General features: G+C 43.8%; 13 protein-coding genes. 5 read left to right on the top strand and 8 right to left on the bottom strand.

The annotated features are described in order from the left end of the window. Positions 1-200: 200 nt before the first annotated feature. Positions 201-1892, bottom strand: coding sequence for an NAD+ synthase (locus tag IE130_RS05515; RefSeq protein WP_189582943.1), 1692 nt, complete (start codon positions 1890-1892; stop codon positions 201-203). 829 nt (positions 1893-2721) lie between these two features. On the opposite strand from IE130_RS05515, the gene IE130_RS05510 reads away from it, so the two are divergent. From IE130_RS05510 to epmA, 3 genes are all read left to right on the top strand, one after another. Then, entirely contained in the window at positions 2722-3843 is a 1122-nt protein-coding gene (locus tag IE130_RS05510; RefSeq protein ID WP_189582940.1) for an AI-2E family transporter, read from the top strand. Between the two features lie 68 nt (positions 3844-3911). Further along, the gene (locus tag IE130_RS05505; protein ID WP_189582937.1) at positions 3912-5090 is read left to right on the top strand and encodes a 4-phosphoerythronate dehydrogenase; all 1179 of its coding nucleotides are present in this window, start codon (positions 3912-3914) and stop codon (positions 5088-5090) included. Positions 5091-5147: 57 nt separating this feature from the next. Next, positions 5148-6185, top strand: coding sequence for an EF-P lysine aminoacylase EpmA (gene epmA / locus IE130_RS05500; protein WP_189582934.1), 1038 nt, complete (start codon positions 5148-5150; stop codon positions 6183-6185). Positions 6186-6503: 318 nt separating this feature from the next. Here the strand turns inward: epmA and IE130_RS05495 are convergent, their stop codons facing one another. The 6 genes from IE130_RS05495 to IE130_RS05470 all read right to left on the bottom strand — a co-directional run bounded on the left by IE130_RS05495 (position 6504) and on the right by IE130_RS05470 (position 12046). Then, positions 6504-7142, bottom strand: coding sequence for an NAD(P)H-binding protein (locus IE130_RS05495; RefSeq protein ID WP_189582931.1), 639 nt, complete (start codon positions 7140-7142; stop codon positions 6504-6506). A gap of 189 nt (positions 7143-7331) precedes the next feature. Further along, entirely contained in the window at positions 7332-7781 is a 450-nt protein-coding gene (locus tag IE130_RS05490) for a YaiI/YqxD family protein (RefSeq protein WP_010195720.1), read from the bottom strand. Continuing rightward, positions 7781-9157 carry a 5-(carboxyamino)imidazole ribonucleotide synthase gene (locus IE130_RS05485; protein ID WP_189582928.1) on the bottom strand — a complete coding sequence of 459 codons (1377 nt, stop codon included), beginning with the start codon at positions 9155-9157 and terminating at the stop codon, positions 7781-7783. The genes IE130_RS05490 and IE130_RS05485 overlap by 1 nt, the downstream gene beginning before the upstream one ends. Positions 9158-9643: 486 nt before the next feature. Beyond that, positions 9644-10204: a 5-(carboxyamino)imidazole ribonucleotide mutase gene (gene purE / locus IE130_RS05480; protein ID WP_010201919.1), complete on the bottom strand. Its 561-nt coding sequence runs from the start codon at positions 10202-10204 to the stop codon at positions 9644-9646. A 99-nt stretch (positions 10205-10303) separates the two neighbouring features. Further along, the gene (locus IE130_RS05475) at positions 10304-11269 is read right to left on the bottom strand and encodes a metallophosphoesterase (RefSeq protein WP_189582925.1); all 966 of its coding nucleotides are present in this window, start codon (positions 11267-11269) and stop codon (positions 10304-10306) included. A gap of 168 nt (positions 11270-11437) precedes the next feature. Next, the gene (locus tag IE130_RS05470) at positions 11438-12046 is read right to left on the bottom strand and encodes a rhomboid family intramembrane serine protease (protein ID WP_189582922.1); all 609 of its coding nucleotides are present in this window, start codon (positions 12044-12046) and stop codon (positions 11438-11440) included. 530 nt (positions 12047-12576) lie between these two features. Here IE130_RS05470 and IE130_RS05465 point away from each other — a divergent pair. Both IE130_RS05465 and IE130_RS05460 read left to right on the top strand, forming a co-directional pair. Next, positions 12577-14250, top strand: coding sequence for a hypothetical protein (locus IE130_RS05465; RefSeq protein ID WP_189582908.1), 1674 nt, complete (start codon positions 12577-12579; stop codon positions 14248-14250). A 541-nt stretch (positions 14251-14791) separates the two neighbouring features. Further along, entirely contained in the window at positions 14792-16390 is a 1599-nt protein-coding gene (locus IE130_RS05460; protein ID WP_189582905.1) for an OmpA family protein, read from the top strand. A 108-nt stretch (positions 16391-16498) separates the two neighbouring features. On the opposite strand, the gene nagZ is transcribed toward IE130_RS05460, so the two are convergent. Continuing rightward, positions 16499-17581 carry a beta-N-acetylhexosaminidase gene (nagZ, locus tag IE130_RS05455; protein ID WP_189582902.1) on the bottom strand — a complete coding sequence of 361 codons (1083 nt, stop codon included), beginning with the start codon at positions 17579-17581 and terminating at the stop codon, positions 16499-16501. Positions 17582-17737: the final 156 nt, after the last annotated feature.

The raw sequence follows: 17737 nt of genomic DNA, 5'->3' as shown, positions 1-17737 counted from the left end.
AAATAGGTAGGGTAGTTAGGTTAAAAATAAAGGGTTCAATTTGTGGACGCGAAAAGCTTATTTGTGAATGTTCAACACATTCTAGTCAGAAACTAAAAAAGCTGGGCAAGCACCCAGCCAATAATTAAAGATTGATTTTTAAACAAGGAGGTCGTCATTGTCTGACTTCTTTACTGTAGCAGTCAGACAATGGTTGCAACCTAGCCTTTTATCGACCATTTATTCACCAATGGGTAACGACGCTCACGACCAAAGGCTTTATGGCTGATCTTCGTGCCAATTGGTGCCTGACAGCGTTTAAATTCGTTATTGTCGACCATTTGGATAACCTTGGCGACCAAGTCAGCATCGAACCCTTTATCCACGATATCTTGGTAGCCCATGTCTTCATCGATATAAGACATCAAAATGCCATCTAAGATGTCATAGTCAGGCAAGCTGTCCTGATCTTTTTGGTCAGGGCGTAGCTCGGCTGATGGGGGACGGGTAATCACACGCTCAGGAATCACAGGCGTGTCTTCTAGACGGTTGCGATAGCTGGCCAGTTTATAAACCTGTGATTTATAAACATCTTTTAGCACATCGAAGCCACCTGCCATATCACCATATAAGGTTGAATAACCGACTGCCAGCTCTGATTTATTGCCAGTCGTGATGACCAAATGTCCAAATTTATTGGACAGTGCCATCAATACAACACCGCGCGCACGTGCTTGGATGTTTTCTTCAGTGGTGTCCGCAGGTGATTTATTAAATAGCGGGGCAAGGGTATGACGAATGCCTTCGACCGCATCAAAAATTGGACAAACCGTATAAGAAACATTTAGACGACGGGCTTGTGCTTGTGCGTCTTCTAAGCTGATTGGTGACGTATATTCGTAGGGCATCATGACCGCATAAACTTTATCCGCACCCAAGGCATCGACTGCGATACAAAGTGTTAATGCCGAATCAATACCACCTGATAAACCGACGATAATGCCAGAGAATCCTGAAAGATTGACATAATCACGCAAGCCAACCACCAGCGCTTGATACATCTCTGATTCGCGGCTGAGGGTCAAAGGTGCTTTAGACTGCGCATTGAATTTGGCAGTTTTGACATCTAAGGTCGCGAGTAGCAATTGGTTCATAAAGCGTGGCGCTTCGTGGGCAACGCTACCATCAGCTTGCACTGCCATAGAGCCACCGTCAAAGACCAAGTCATCTTGACCGCCAACAGCATTGACATAGATGATGGGGAGGCCATTCTCACGGCTGCGTTTGGTCAGCATGGTTTTACGACTGTCTTGTTTTTCAATTTCGAAAGGTGAGGCATTTAAGCTGATGACCAGATCCGCGCCTTGCTTTTTGAGATCAGAAATAGGGCCTTTTTCCCACAAATCTTCACAGATGAGTAGACCAATAGTGATGCCTTTATAATCAAATAGGACTTGATTGCGACCTTTGTCAAAGTAACGGCGCTCATCGAACACGCCATAGTTTGGCAATATTTGTTTATGATAAAAGCCTTTTTGATGCCCATTATGCAGGATGGCTGCTGAGTTGAACGTACCATGGTGATCGACGTGCGGATAGCCAACGATCATGACGATGTCATCGATATCACTTAAGCTAGATAAAGCGCTTTTGATGCGACCTGACAAGCTTGGGCGCAGCAGTAAGTCTTGGGGTGGATAGCCCAATAGTGCGAGCTCTGGAAAGACAATCACATCAGCACCTTGCTCGCGAGCTTCTAGTGCCAGCGTGCGCATTTTTGCTGCATTGGCGGTAATATCACCGACCAAGAAGTGTGACTGGGCTAAAGCAAAAGTAACACTGTCTTTGGTTTTAGTGGTCTTACTCGCCTCATTTGAGGCAGTAAGGTTAGGGTTATCATTGTCTTTTGACATTGTTATTGTTCCTATGAATATAGTATTTAAAATTTGGTGGATCAGTGTTGGTTTAAAATAAAAATTAATCCGAAATTACATCAAAGCATTGCGCGTCAGTCATGTTTTTTTTTACATTGTTTTTAACCGTGAGTTCGTATATCGAACTCGCATGATGCGTACAACGCTTGTATAAGCATCAATGTAATGCTTATATAGCAGACCCAAATTATGCTGCACTACTCTAAAAAACTAGACATTAATAGCGTTTAGAGAGGAAGAATAAAGAAGGGTTATGATAAAGGGTGCGCTCTAATAATGACGAAAATAAATAAGGTCAAATTAAAGTAGCGGCACTTAAAATTTCAAAACAATTATTCTAGTATAACATCAATTGTTGATACTAATAGAACGCGCCAGTGATTTACCTTGCTAGATAGTGACTCATAAAGTGACAGCAAATAGTACTCAATGGTTATTGTTTTTCGGCATTCATTCTATGTATGATGGTTTGGTTAACAACGTAACGGTCCAGTGAAGTTAGCCCAAAAAAATTGTAAGGAAAGATTACAACATAGGGTTATTTATTTGACCTACTTTGTTGCATAATACCTGTCGGTAGGTAGTCTGCTTCTTGTCCTATTTTCTAAGACATTATTGACATCAACTGTGTTACGGTTGACGTGAGGCAAGCTTACTTGTAGCCAATATTGACCTGTATATTTATAGCCAACCACCCTCGCTAATGGATACCCTCTACGGAAATTGCCCGTAGATTGCTGTTCACCTATTTATAAACTTTGCAGCAATGCCGTATGAGGTTTTGCTGTCCGCTTTTGGTTTATACACTATGATAGAAAACTGGACAAAAGAATTTATTATTCAGCGCTTATTGGCCATTACTTTATTGGTTGTGCTGTTTATATTATGTTTTCAAGTGGTACAGTTTTTTATTGTACCGGCACTATGGGCGGCGATTTTAGCGTACGTTACTTTTCCTATTTATAACTTTTTTCACCAACGCGTAAAGTTCAGCTCAAACGTTAGCGCTGCTATTATGACCGTGAACATCTCTCTTATGATCGGCGTGCCGCTCGTGGTCGGTATCTTTATTTTGCAGCAGGAAGCCTTAAGTATCATCAGCAACTTAATCTATCGTATTAAAGTAGGTTATTTGGACGTGCCTGATTCTGTCAAAGATTTACCGATTATCGGTCAACAAGTCAAAGATGTGCTGTGGCGCATCAATAAGAACCCTGAAGGGACGCTAGAAGCGTTTCGTATTTGGGTACAGTCCCATTTATATTATGGCAAAATCGCCTTTGATGTGGTGTTCAGTAGTCTTGCCAAGCTCGGTATGGCGCTGATGACCCTGTTTTTCTTTTATCGTGATGGCACAAGCTTGATTCGCCAAATCCGTCAAGCCTTACGTAACATCATTGGCAATCGTATCGATGGTTATATTGACTCTGTGGGTACGACCACTCGCGCTGTAGTATATGGCATTGGGCTGACCGCATTGGCACAGGCGATACTTGCTGGTATTGGTTATTATTTCTCTGGTGCGCCAAGTCCTATTTTACTGACAATTATTACTTTCATCATTGCCCTAATCCCGTTTGGTACGCCATTTGTGTGGGGCGGGGTGTCGATTTGGTTGTTAAGTCAGGGTCATACGGTAGAAGGTATTGGTTTGGCATTGTGGGGCGTGTTGGTCATCAGCTGGGTCGACAATCTTATCCGTCCTATCGTGATTAGCGGTGCCACCAAGATTCCTTTCATCATTATTTTTATCGGGGTCTTGGGCGGTTTAACAGCTTTTGGTTTCGTTGGTCTGTTCATCGGTCCTGTGGTATTGGCTATCGGTCTTGCGGTATGGCGTGAGTGGATATCGCAACACAAAAATGAGATATTCGCCCCACAAGAAATAATGCTGAGCGATAAAAACACACAATCAGCGGTTGATGAGTAAAGTGAAAGCAGCTGAGTCATAAAGAATAAAATACCGATCGATAAAGATATTTAATAAGGCTTAACGCGATGACGGATACAGTAACAGGAATCACTATTTTGGCGGATAGTAATATCGCCAGCCTTGATGAGTTTTTTACTGCCACTATGCTTGGTCAGGCGACTGAGCAGACGGTAAGTATTATCAAAGTGGCTGGACGTGATATCAATGCGCAATTGCTTGCCGAATTACAGCCAACTATATTGTTAATACGCTCTGTAACGTCAGTAAACGAAGCGTTACTGGCTGATAATGAAAGTGTGGAGTTTGTTGGCTCTGCAACGATCGGTACCGATCATGTTGATCAAGATTATTTGGCTGCACGCAATATCACTTTTGCCAATGCTGCTGGCTGTAGCAAACATTCGGTCGCCCAATATGTACTGACGGCTATCTTAACGCTGCGTCCGCAGTATTGGCAGCCATCAACGACGCTATTAATGACATCATCAATGCCACCATTAACCTTGGGCATCATTGGGCTTGGTAATATTGGCAGTACACTCGCTCAGTATGCGACTGCTTTGGGCTGGCAAGTACTGGGCTATGACCCGTTATTACACCCTTCAGATACGAATAATGCCAGTTTTGAGCAAGTGCTTAGCCAAAGCGACGTTGTCAGTTTACATGTGCCCCTCACGGACAAAAAAAGTACGCATAAAAAGGCTGCGGCTGGACAAAGTTTTCAAAGCAGTAATGGCAGTGATTATCCAACGCGTCATTTAATCAATGCCGAGGCTCTAGCAATGATGTCGCCGCATACCATGCTCATTAATAGCGCGCGTGGACCTGTTGTTAATGCGAGTGATTTAGAAGCAGATATTGAGCGTAACGAGCGGCAAGTGGTGCTTGATGTGTTTGAGCACGAGCCAGAGATTTCTGAAGGCTTGTTGGCCAAATTGGCTATCGCCACGCCGCACATCGCTGGCTATACCGTAGAAGGGAAGCTGCGCGGCACGCAAATTATTTATGATGCGTTATGTGAAAAACTGGCGGTCGCACCTGCTCAGTCTATGCAAAAACTGTTACCACTAAATATGTTTTTATGGTCTGAGTTGAAGGCGCATCCAGATAGATTGATTAAGTTCTACGACATTATGCAAGATGATGCTTCTCTGCGGAGTCAGGCGGTTGATGGACAAGTTAATGGCGCTGATTTTGATCAACTGCGCCGTGATTATCATTTGCGCCGTGAATGGCAGTTTTAAAGCCAACCCTCAGTTTGCAAACCTATTTTTATTATTCATCAGCCACAGTAAATAGTCATGAATCAATCAATCAATTCTTCTGTTAAGCCAGATGCTAAGCCCAGCTACGCACCCACCATGACGCTAGGTATGGCGCAGCAGCGTGCGCAATTCATGCAGGATATTCGTCAGTTTTTTAATAAGCGGCAAGTACTAGAAGTGCAAACGCCGCTACTGTCGCAAGCTGGCAATACAGATACTTTTTTGCAGTCCGTCGCTGCGCAAGTTACCTATCAAGATCGACCTTGTACTTATTACCTGCATACGTCACCTGAATTTGCCATGAAGCGTTTACTGGCTAGCTGGCAAGTGCCTATTTATCAGATTTGTCCCGTTTTTCGAGATAATGAGATAGGCGTACGTCACAATATTGAATTCACTATGCTGGAATGGTATCAGCCACATTATAGCTTAGCCGATATGGCGGCTGAGCTTGGCGAACTACTAGAAGCGCTCTATGGCTATCCGATTGTGATGAACCATTACCGCTATGTGGATGCCTTTATGGACTTCGTCGGCATACATCCGCTGACGGCTAGTCTAGCCGCTCTACAAGCAGTGGCAGAGGATAAAGGGTTGACCGGTTTTGATTTTAATAGTGTAGAAAGCAGCGCAACCAATAGTGAAGAAGATATTCGTCAAAGTTGGTTGGACCTATTGTTCAGCCATGCAGTCGAGCCAAACTTGGGTCACGATCTACCGACTTTGATTATAGAATATCCGCCAGCAACGGCAGCATTAGCAAAAACGGCTTTAGATAAAGACGGTAATAAGGTGGCTAAGCGCTTTGAGTTATATATCAGTGGTATTGAGATTGCCAATGCTTATGACGAGCTGGCAGATGGGCAGGCATTAAGGGCACGCTTTGAGCAAGACAATCAATTGCGTCAGCGTCATAACCTGCCAGTCATGCCAATCGATGAGCACTTATTGGCAGCATCCGATGACTTGATACCCTGTAGCGGTATCGCCGTCGGTATCGATAGATTGCTCATGGTGATAACAGGGGCGAATAGCTTAGAGGACGTCATTCCGTTTCCGAGTGGTTTGGCGTAATATAGCCGACACTGTATAGTCAAGGAATGTTGGAATCGCTACAAGGCGACCGACCGCAGATAGTAAACTGAGTACATCTAGGACGGGTAACACCGTAGCGGTTTAAAAGTGCTCTTACTATATGTATCAATGAGATAAAGTGTTAGGCGTACCCAGTTTAAATAATCACTTTCCTTACTGATTTTGAATACCGTATAAAGCAAAAGGGTCACTTATCGATTGGCTGTTTGAACGCTCGCCAATAAATAAGTGACCCTTCTTTTAAGCTTTTTAAAAATCTAATATTGTTAGATTTTTATGAGCTATTATCAAATAAGCTTATACACTGGCTACAGCTTCATCGATTGCTGTCTCACCGTTATGCATACCAAAGACTTTTTTGGTTGTATTGCTCGCGTTTAATACAGCCACTAAAGTAGCGGCAACGTCTGCAATCGAATTTTCACCAGAATTGTTGTCGTTGACGATAATTTTGCCAGTCGCTTCGCGTTCTTTTAGCGCCGCTGCTTGTACGATAGTGTAGTCAAGGCTGCTGTTATTTACCAACCACTGATCGGCATAGTGCTTAGAGATGTAATAGCCTTTTAAGTCGCCAAGTCCTAGCTCGTCCCATTTTTTGGTGTCTAATGAGAACACTGTACTGAGCATGATGTAGCGTTTGATACCTTTGTCCTGTACCGCTTGCATGGTTTTGATCGCACCATGTAAATCGACTTCTAAGATATCTTTACCACCAGAACCAGCTACAAAATAAACCGCATCGATATCTTGATCGATTTGCTTCTGAATCGCGTCTTTTTGAGCCGTAATGTCTAAATCCAACTGGCTATAATTGTCATCACTGAACAATTTTTCTTGTTGACGGGTCGTGCCTACCACTTGGTGATTATCAGCCAATAACTGCTTGACCAAATCTGTTCCTACTCGACCGCTTGCGCCAATTACTAAAATTTTCATAGTCATTCCTATTCTTATGTACGTTACTGTTGTTGTAAAAACTGAATGTAGCGTAACAAGAATGGTTGGCACACTTCGTTATGAAGCGTGCCGATTGCATAGTGTTTGGTTATGATTGTATACGGTTTGCAAAGAGCACAGGCTATGAGAGGTTTAGAGTGGGTGGAAGGGAAATAGCATTATTAAAAATTAACGTACTAAACGATTTAGACCATCGGCAAAGGCTTTTTTATCACGGTCGCCGTATGGTTTTTGTCCACTCATCTCTTGTAGCTCTAGCACACCAGTACCGCGCATGGTATCCATAAAATCGCGCATATTGAGCTTTTGCTTGATATTGTTTTTGTCATAGACCATACCGCGTGTGGTCAGTACCATGCCACCTTTGTCCAAAATGTCATTGGCCAAAGGAATATCACTGGTAATCGCAAGATCGCCTGGCTGTATTTGTTCTACGATATAGTCATCCGCTTTATCAAATCCTGATGGCACTACCGTCATGATGAGCAACGGAGACTTACGCAGCTTAATTGGCTGATTGGCGACAAAAATAGCCATTGTCTGCGTCCGTTCAGCCGTTTTGATAATCAAATCTTTGGCAATTAATGGCACCGAATCAGCATCCACCCAAATTTGCATTATTTTTTAGCCTTCTCTGTTTTTGATTTAGCCTCTATAACTGGCTTAGTTTGGCTGTCTTTAATAGCGTTATCATTTTTAACCGTGTCGTTGCTGTCTTTAGACGTTTTATCAGCTGCTATAACCGCCGAATGATCTGTCACTTTTGGCTGATTATCGATGACACCAGAGGCTAATTTTTTATCAAGACCAACTTTATTGGGAAGTACCGCGACGAGTTTGGCTAATGCAGGCTCTAAATCGGCAACATCATTGGGCATCAATGTGATGTGTGCAATTTTTCGATCCTCGCGTTCAGCCTTATGATAACTATGATAATGTGCGCCATCGATAGCTAGCACGGCGCTGATATCAGGATATTGCCCTAAGACGTTGAGCATAATCGCTGGATGAACATTGTCTGTATCACCTAATGGTAAATTGACCACGGCACGAATATGGTTTTCAAATTGACTGGTAACAGCGCCTTCAATACTCCAGTGTCCAGAATTGTGTACACGCGGCGCAATCTCATTGGCGAGTACAGCGTCATTGCCACGCGCGTCTTTGGTAACGAACAGCTCAAGCGCCATCACGCCCACATAACCCAAATGATTCATGACCGTGGTAATCGCATCGGTCGCTTGCTTAAATAAATGGCTAGTCCCAACCGCGGGTGCTTGGGTCTTGGCCAAAACACCCTGATGATGATGGTTTTCAACTAAATCGTAACAGCGTACCTGACCGTTCTGTCCTCGTGCCGCGATAATAGAGACCTCACGACTAAAATGAATAAAACCTTCTGCAATCAATGGCGCGGGCGTTGGTGTCAGCTCACCTTTACCACTGACAGCGTCTTTGAGGTCTTGCCAGGCGGCTTTGATATCGCTGTCTTGCTTAATGACAAATTGACCTTTGCCATCATAACCGCCGCGGCTGGTCTTGAGGACGATGGGCAGTCCAAGCTCACTGCAAGCTTGCTGTAGCTCGGCTTCCGAGTTGACTGCTTTAAAAGGGACGGTGGCGATATCAAGGGCATTAAACATCTGCTTTTCTTTTAAGCGATCTTGGGCGATATCAAGGGCAATCGGTGGCGGAAACATACCTTGCTTGCTACCAGATGTTGATAAATTGGCCAGTTGTTCAACCGTCGCCGTCGGTGTGTTTTCAAACTCCAATGTAAATACATCGGCCGCGGCAATAAAGGCTTCTAATTGCTCGCTATGAAAGACGCGCCCGTAAAGGCTGGCAGGGCAGTCGGCATTGTCTTCTAAAAACACACACTGATAGCCTAGAGGCATGGCCGCTTCGGCAAGCATCATGCCAAGCTGACCACCGCCTAAAATACCGATAGTACGAATGGTTTGGGTAACAGGATAAGCGTTCGCTGTGGTCATGGCAGGCTCTTTGAATTAAAAATGAATAAAGGGTATTCGGTTTAGGGTCTGTTGAACATTCAAATATTAGGATTGCTGATCGCTAAAATCGTATCAAACGTTTTATCAAATCAGGCGTAAACCGACGATAATGTCGAGACCTTAGCTAGGTTTACAACAACGTTTGGGGTGATTTTAGCATCAGCCTTTCAGGGCAGGGCTATTTTGTGCCAATACATGGCGAAATTGTCTACCCTAGAACGACTAGGCGTCAAAAATTTCACTGCGTATTGTCTAAAAAATAGCCACTGCCAGTTCCACATTTGAATGTTCAACAGACCCTATTTAGATCTGAAATCTAATCTATTAAAATAGGAAAAGGTGCACTGTATGCACCTTGTATTTAGTAGAACTCATCTAAGCATAAATATCAAGTTTAGAACATTTATAATCAGATAATGGGTCTTCGTGTTTTTTTAGAAACTATCATCAACTCAGTTGTACTTTTTAACTGTTGATAATGCCCGGTGTTGGGCTGGCAAGGATGGTTTCGGTTTGTGTTTGGCGTAGAGTATCCAGCTTAGTAGCGATTGCGTCGTCATGCAAGGCCAAGACTTGAATCGCCAGCAATGCTGCATTATAAGCACCTGCCGCCCCAATTGCTAAAGTACCAACCGCAACACCTTTTGGCATTTGTACGATAGATAACAAGCTGTCCCAACCACTGAGCATCGAGGATTTTACAGGGACACCAAATACTGGTAGCGGCGTTTGACTGGCACACATACCCGGCAAGTGAGCAGCGCCACCAGCCCCAGCGATAATAACTTGTAAACCATTACCTTTAGCATTTTTGGCATAGTCAAATAATCGGTCAGGCGTACGGTGTGCTGATACCACTTCACAATCAAAAGCGATATCAAAGTCTGCAAGCAATTGCGCAGCGGCGCTCATGGTTGCCCAATCAGACTGCGAGCCCATGATAATGCCAACTTTTGGTTGACCAGCAGGAGAGGCGATTGGACTGTTTTGCTCAACAGAGTTAACACTAGCTGATTGGGTACTCATGCTTTGATATCCTCAAAACGACCATCATACAAAAGTTTTGCCGCCTTCGTAAAGCCAAGTTTGCCGATTAATGCTAAAGCGAGTGAAATGGTATTTCGATTATGACTGTATCACTGGGTCTTTATCATGGCGATATTGCACAAAATTGTTGGCTTTAAGTGGCAAAGGCTGCTCGGTATCGAGCTGATAGCCTGTTAGATAACCACTATCTACCGCTGCCGAATAATCAGTACAAGCAACTTGTGGACTCAATGGTTCAGGTGTCCCAGTTAGCCAATAATGACCGACGAATACAGGTTTATCGGTTTTGAGCGCAAAATTGATATTTTCTGCCAAAGCATCTACTGGAATTTGTGCCAATGCGGAGGAGGGGGCACGTGCAACCTCATATAGCGTACGCTCGTTAAGACCTTCAAGCCACCAACGTACCCGCACTCGTGTGCGCTCGGTACCTTCTTTATCAACCATCACCATGCCATCAGGTAGCGGTGTCTCTACACCTTTTAATACTCTCTCCAACGCTTCAAAATTCTCGCTATGCTCTTGGGCAGTTACGACAAGTCCTTTGGGTGTTAAGCAGTTATCAGCAGTCAATAAGGGTGCTAATACCGCCATGCTGTCCACATCCCAACAAGCATGCACAAAGCAAGCATAGTCAGTTTCAAGCCATAAGGGAATTTCATATAACCGCTCAAGCCAATAGCGATGGCTTTTGGAGCCAAAAGGCACTTCTGCGAGAAAAGCCTCGTGTTGGCGCGTATGTGTCTCATTGTGTGAGCGTAAATATTCCTGAGGATTGTTAGGGTCGAGAGTCGCAAAGGCTAAAGCATTGTATTCATGATTGCCCATCACTGCATCGGCAACATTCGCATCCAGCATGGCAAAAACGATTTCTAACGTGGTCAACTGCTGCGACCCACGGTCGATCAAATCACCGATAAATAATGCCCGATGACCTGCTGGCGGCACGAAGTACTGTCCGTTATGGCGATAGCCTAGCTGGGTAAGCAGACCCACTAGCTTGTCTGCATAACCGTGAATATCACCGATAATATCTATAATCATAAGTCACTGTCTAATCTTAAAGTATAAAATTGCTCGACATGCCGAGCAACGCGACGAAATTAAAAAAGAGTTAAATTTTTTTAACTGATTTAGATTTAAGCGTCACTTACTTAAGTGGTTTAACCAGGTGACGCTTCTTTCTTAAAACAGACCTCTAAAAATCATACTTTAAAGGCTTGGCGATAATAACGCGTTTAAAAAATGCGGGAGCACTTGTGGCTCCAGAATAATAGTGGCGACTATGCCAAACGCGCCGCCCCACAGATGCGCCATGTGATTGATGTTTGAGCCACCGCGTTTGTCCGCATAAATGCTATAAGCCACGTAAGCGACAGCAAATAATATCGCTGGGATAGGAACGACTGCAAATAAATAGATTTTTTCCCAAGGTGCCAGCAAGATAAAGGCAAATAATACCGCTGATACACCGCCTGATGCGCCAAGGCTGAGATAGCTGGCATTGTTTTTATTTTTAATATAACTTGGAATCATCGCGATAATGATAGCCAACACATAAAACACCACGAAACCATAACCGAATAAAAATGATTGATATAACCCTTCGATAGCACGACCGAAAAAATACAAGGTAAACATATTAAACAGTAAGTGCATACTGTCAGCATGAATAAAACCGTGGGTCACAAAACGATCCCATTGACCATTATTTACCGCGGGTGGATAAAAAATGAGTCGATTGAATAGTGTCTTGTTTTGCCAAGCCAACAAGCTGACAATAACAGTGATAATGATGATAAGGGTCGTATGGTTAAGCAAAGGGTAATCCTTAGGCCGAGCCTAGTGTGTGATTGTGGTATATACAACAGGGTGAACCGCCTAAATGCGATGGCTAAATAACCACTGGGTAAGACAATCAATAATAAGTAGTGATATGACAGTGCCCATAATGATTGCTGATCATCGATTCAGCAACGATCAGGGTAAGTCAAAAACCCATTATGTAGAGAACTGTGCTTTAATAATCATTTATTATTAACAATATAACAGTGTATAAAAGAGAGTAAGTAATGCTTCGTATACTGACCGTAACGTTAATGCTAAATGTATTTGTAGCAAGCAGTCTACCGCGCCTTAAAAATAAACTTAAGTCTGCATATATATTTGAGATAAGATAAAGTCGTTCATATAAGCGACGCATAGCAATAACTACCAACAGCGCAGCCGTTTTATAGGGCGCGACTTATAAAGTACAGACATTTAAAGTACAGGCATTAAGCAAAGCGGATAAAAAAACGATTTACTTCTTTTATATATTTAAACATTAAAGCCGGTAGAGGCCGTCAGTTATGAGTATTATTGAGCAACTAGAACAACATGTCACGCCAGCTGTGTTGGGTGATAATAGCAGCGTCGCCCATGTCTGCCTCCTCGAGCAGTTTTATGCGATTTTGGTAGCCCGCTTGGCTTTGCCAGAAGTTTATTCGCAGTTGCTAAGATCGGATCAAGTCGTGGTTGCTGATAGCGTGCCAGAAACTCCTCTCTTTGAGCAGCTATGGCAAGCCCCAAGTATGCGGCAAACTCTAGTGCAGGAACTTGCCGCCACACATCATATCGATGAGCTTGCTACCGTACAGTTACTTATAAATGCTGCGCCACTGGCCTACCGTGAGCTAAAAGTACTGGCGAATGGACAGTTTTTGCCTGCGTTTTTGCAAAGAGAACAATCTGCCTTGCGCCAGTATTTACCCACATGGTCAGCACCTTTTATCACGGCCTCTCAAAGTATCCATCAACCATCCGGTGCACCGAGTGTCAGAGCGGATGCTACTATAGCAGCCGTACCAGATATGCCAAAGGACAAAGTCAGCGCTTCTGATACAACCGCGATAACGCCGTCGACAGCAGCTGCCGTAGAGAATAGCAGTGTTCATCCAAATACTAGTGTGAATTTAAGTAAGCATAGCAATAGCAATTTAAACAATCTTACTGATGTTATGCATACCAGTCCTGCTGACCATCATTTGGCAGAAAATGGCAGCATGAAGCGAGAGAAAGTCCGTAGCCGTAATCAACGCAATGATTTATTGGTACGGGTGTTTTTATTGATACTGGCAATGGTAGCGATAGGCTTTGCGGCATGGGCGCTGTTAATTAAGCCTAACATGACTCCAGTAGAACCTGTGGCCACCGCCCCAGTCGTTGTTCCGCCTACCATTGAACCAGCAGCACAGGTTTTAACGCCAGTTGAGCTAATCGTTGGGGTAGATGATAGTGGTAGTCTATATACTTGTAGCGCAACGGTCGGGGATGAAGCGTTGCAAAGCATACTACAACAGGCACTCAATACAAGTTTCGGTGAGCAGGCAAGTATTTGCGAGTTAACCATACAGGTAGGCGTGGCCAGTAGTATGAATAGTATACCAGCAGAGGTGCTGCCCAATATCCTGACTATGTTGAGATCAACACCATTTGCTCGACTGCATTTACAAAATGAGCGAGTGACCTTGGAAGCGCCAGACAATATGCTCCTACAACGCTTGGTCACTGACATACGTATGTTAGCGCCAGCGCTGATGATCGATAGTGTAGCACCATTACCGTTGCCCAATAATAGTAACGGAGTAGGTGATATGACGGCTATGAATGGTCAGAATCCTCAGTTTGAATCCGATGCCAGCGCTGCAAACAATGCTTATAACAGTAACAGTAACAGTAACAGTAACAGTAACGTTAATGGTAATAATTTTGCCGACAATGCAAACAATAATGGTGCTGGAGAGTATCAAGCAACAGATGACGATACTGGTGATAGTATGATGCCCGCACCAGCCCGCAATACACCAGTGCGTAGCAATAACGGCAATCTTACTAATGTGCCTAGCAATTTACCGAATAACTCCAATAGCCGTGCGCTTACAAACAATACAAATAGTAGACCATCAGGCCCTATCTCCTTGTCTGAAGTAGATAATATGGCCAGCAATGTTATTGTGGCTGAGCCCGCGCAAGTAAGAAACTGATTAGACCGACCATTGAGATGTAGTATGAGTCATATTACATCTCAATACTTTTATAAAAAGTGATGGCTAAAGGTGATGGTTATAAGCAATCAGATGAAGTCGTTTTATTGCTATAGTCGGTTCTGAATAAAATCGATACATTACCAGTTAGGTGCGACTGGTATAAATTTTCCTTGCTTGCTGCTATCACAGAGGCTACGAAAATTCATTCCAGTCACACTGTATTTGTTTCAAAGTGAATCTACTATATTAACTTCATTGTTTAATAAACAGTTCTGTTTCTACCGAAAGCACTATTGATATGTTAGGGATTTGTACTTTGTCGTCTTTCTAGTTACGCGTAACAACTGAAACATTACCTAACGTATCATTTGCACAACAACGTGTTGATTGTTAACACTTACTTAATACTTTTATAATAATGAAAATTGAATATTGCCAAGATGGTTTTAACGGTTACGGCTCTTATCTCTTAGCAAAATTTTTGAGTATTTTAATTATATAGATTGATACTAATAAGTATTAATAGGAGAGTTATATTATGGATGTTATCAGCCATTTGACGCGAACGGTAAGCCCCGCAGTATTGGGAGATGACCGTAGCCCAGCTAAGAAAAACTTGCTTGAGCAATTTTATGCTATTTTTGCCGCTCGCTTGGCAGACAAAGATACTCATGATCGCTTTTCTAACGAGAATATCGCTCGTGATGATCATGGATTTCATGAGCGCGTATGGACGGACAGCACACACCGTGACCAAATAGCTCGTGAGCTTGCTGGCAAACACAATGTCGATGTCACTGCTTCTCGCGGTTTAATCGCGATGGCAGCACCACTTGCGTACCATGAAATAAAGAGCTTGGCAGGGACGACACCTGTGCCACAGTTTTTAAACGATAATTCGGCTAGCTACCAACATCATATTCCTGCTTGGGCGAGCACAGTTTTGCCAGCAGGTATGATTGCCGCTGCGCCTGCAGGTGCACGAATTTCTGATACGGTCAGCACTGCACCACTTCAGCGCGAAGAAGAAACAGAAGGCAGTTTTATGAAAGCGCTGCTGCCCATCATTGGTCTGATTATTTTAGGCGCTTTGGCTTGGGCATTGCTTAGAGGCTGCCAAGAAAATCCTGAGCCCGTTGCTACGCCTGCTATCACCCAAGAGCAAGCCGCCGAAGGTAATGCAACAGCGGTTGCCGCTGATGTTGAGCCTGCGTCATTACGTATCGCCACAGGTGAGAACGGTGAATTATATGCTTGCCGTATGAACGTTGGTAACGAGACGCTACAGACCAATGTCATGAATGCCTTGACCAGTGCATTTGGTGATGAAGCCAATAATTGCCGTGCCGATGTCGATGATAATTTTGCGATAGATATGCCTGCCGCCGCCCAGCTGGCTGCTATCTTGCCTATCGTCAAAAACGTACCGAATGCCAGTATGCTCATAAAAGGTGATACCATTACGGTCAATGCACCTGATGCGGCAACTTTAGACAAGCTGGTCGCTGATTTGCAAGCAGCAGCGCCTGCGATGACAGTAAAAGCCGAAGGTGCATTAGACGCACAAAGTGAGATTGACAACAGCTTAACTGCTGCCGACACCGCGATGAGCAACCTTGGTGAAAACCCTGATCCACGTGATGTGGCGCGCGCCTTGAGCTTGCAGGTTATTAACTTCGAAGTAGATGCGGCGTCTATTCCTGATGCCAACAAATCATTCCTTGACCGTGCCTCTAAGATAATCACTGAAGTACCGAATATGAATTTGATGATTATCGGTCATACTGATAGCCAAGCAGATGACGCTTACAACATGAAACTGTCTCGCGATCGTGCCGAATCTGTAAAAGAATACTTAGTATCTCAAGGTATTGATGCAAGTAAACTAAGCACTAAAGGCATGGGTGAAACAGATCCTATCGCTGATAACTCGACAGAACAAGGTCGTTTTCGCAACCGCCGTATTGAGTTCGTGGTCAATGATGAGACCACCAGTGCAAATGATGGTATGATTATGAGCAACGATGCGCTTGATCCTGACTTGAATCCATTAGACAGCAACAATGATGACCTATTGCCAGATAGTGATGATGCAAGTCGTGGTACAGCAGTAGATCCACAAGTGAATACTCAGTAGTTTTTAGTCGGTAATCTTTAAAAAATTATTGATAGTAAGAAAATAATTAATACAAAAAACCGCATCTGAAAAGGTGCGGTTTTTTATTTGCCAAAAAATGAGCGACTGTTATTTATAGACAGTAGGATCTTTTAGCTCACTATTAGCCTCAGATGTACTCTCTGTTGACGTATTAAAAAAGGTCTGAGTCACGTTTTTCTTTGCTTGCTGCCAGTAGTCAAACTGCTGACAAGTAGCGTCAAGGTCACCTTGCCAAACGGGGATAGTGCCACACATGGTTTTGATGCGTTTTTGATTGGGATAGGGTAGGTTTTGCGCTGCTTTAGCTGCTTCATGGGCGGCAATTCTATCATTACATACCAAGGCAATGTCGCAACCAGCTTCAATTGCTGCTTTGACGCGCGCGCTAATATCTCCAGCTGCCTGCGCGCCTGCCATAGATAAATCGTCAGAGAATAAAACCCCATCAAATTTAAGTGCATCACGGATGATGTCTTTGAGCCAAATTTTAGAGAATCCCGCTGGCTTATTATCCACTTGTGAAAAAATCACGTGCGCTGGCATCAGCGCATCAAGCCATGGCAGCGTTTGGGCAAACGGCTGCATATCGCTGTTCATAATCTCATCTAAGCTACGGCTATCGATGGCTTCTGATACATGGGAATCAGGAGCGATGGCACCGTGACCGGGGAAATGCTTCCCAGTGGTTGCCATACCAGCCGCTTTCATGCCGTGCATAAACTGGGATGCCAAAGCGGTAATGGCTTGCGGGTCTTTATGGAAGCTACGATCACCAATGACTTGGCTGATACCACCTCTGTCGAGTACAGGGGCAAAGCTCAGATCAATGCCCACGGCCAGCACTTCTGCTGCCATCAGATAGCCGCAATCGTAGGCACAGCTAAGCGCATGGCTGGGATCTTGATTAAATAAGTCACCCAGTCGCCCCATAGCTGGCAGTGGGCTAAACCCATCACGTAACCTTGCGACGCGTCCACCCTCTTGATCAACACCGATCAATATATCAGCATTGTGATAGCGTATATCGTCACACAGTGCGCGTACTTGTGCGGCATCTTTGACATTTCGCCCAAACAAGATGACCCCGCCAACTTGAGCTTGCTTGATTAAACTCACATCTTCAGCAGTCAGTGCGGTACTATCGATATCAATCATTAAGACGCCGTACATCGCGTAATCCTTATTATGTTATATCAGCAGTTGCATTTATATCAGATTCAAATACAACCGACTGTTCAGTGTTATATTATGACAGCTATTATGAATTGAGTATAATCTGCTGGTCAAATCGGTCAAAAATAATGGCTATTAACTGTTAAATAGCGA

The organism is Psychrobacter glaciei, from assembly GCF_014652895.1.
GTDB classification, from domain to species: domain Bacteria; phylum Pseudomonadota; class Gammaproteobacteria; order Pseudomonadales; family Moraxellaceae; genus Psychrobacter; species Psychrobacter glaciei.
The sequence above is the reverse complement of the archived record's forward strand: the minus strand, read 5'-3'. Positions and strand labels throughout refer to the sequence as shown.

What these genes read in the sequence shown, in the direction of transcription:
- purE (WP_010201919.1), bottom strand. Translation starts at nt 10,204, where the DNA reads ATGAGTACCCAATCAGCTAGTGTTAACTCTGTTGAGCAAAACAGTCCA.
- epmA (WP_189582934.1), top strand. Translation starts at nt 5,148, where the DNA reads ATGAATCAATCAATCAATTCTTCTGTTAAGCCAGATGCTAAGCCCAGC.
- IE130_RS05465 (WP_189582908.1), top strand. Translation starts at nt 12,577, where the DNA reads ATGAGTATTATTGAGCAACTAGAACAACATGTCACGCCAGCTGTGTTG.
- IE130_RS05510 (WP_189582940.1), top strand. Translation starts at nt 2,722, where the DNA reads ATGATAGAAAACTGGACAAAAGAATTTATTATTCAGCGCTTATTGGCC.
- IE130_RS05485 (WP_189582928.1), bottom strand. Translation starts at nt 9,157, where the DNA reads ATGACCACAGCGAACGCTTATCCTGTTACCCAAACCATTCGTACTATC.
- IE130_RS05495 (WP_189582931.1), bottom strand. Translation starts at nt 7,142, where the DNA reads ATGAAAATTTTAGTAATTGGCGCAAGCGGTCGAGTAGGAACAGATTTG.
- IE130_RS05515 (WP_189582943.1), bottom strand. Translation starts at nt 1,892, where the DNA reads ATGTCAAAAGACAATGATAACCCTAACCTTACTGCCTCAAATGAGGCG.
- IE130_RS05475 (WP_189582925.1), bottom strand. Translation starts at nt 11,269, where the DNA reads ATGATTATAGATATTATCGGTGATATTCACGGTTATGCAGACAAGCTA.
- nagZ (WP_189582902.1), bottom strand. Translation starts at nt 17,581, where the DNA reads ATGTACGGCGTCTTAATGATTGATATCGATAGTACCGCACTGACTGCT.
- IE130_RS05460 (WP_189582905.1), top strand. Translation starts at nt 14,792, where the DNA reads ATGGATGTTATCAGCCATTTGACGCGAACGGTAAGCCCCGCAGTATTG.
- IE130_RS05505 (WP_189582937.1), top strand. Translation starts at nt 3,912, where the DNA reads ATGACGGATACAGTAACAGGAATCACTATTTTGGCGGATAGTAATATC.
- IE130_RS05490 (WP_010195720.1), bottom strand. Translation starts at nt 7,781, where the DNA reads ATGCAAATTTGGGTGGATGCTGATTCGGTGCCATTAATTGCCAAAGAT.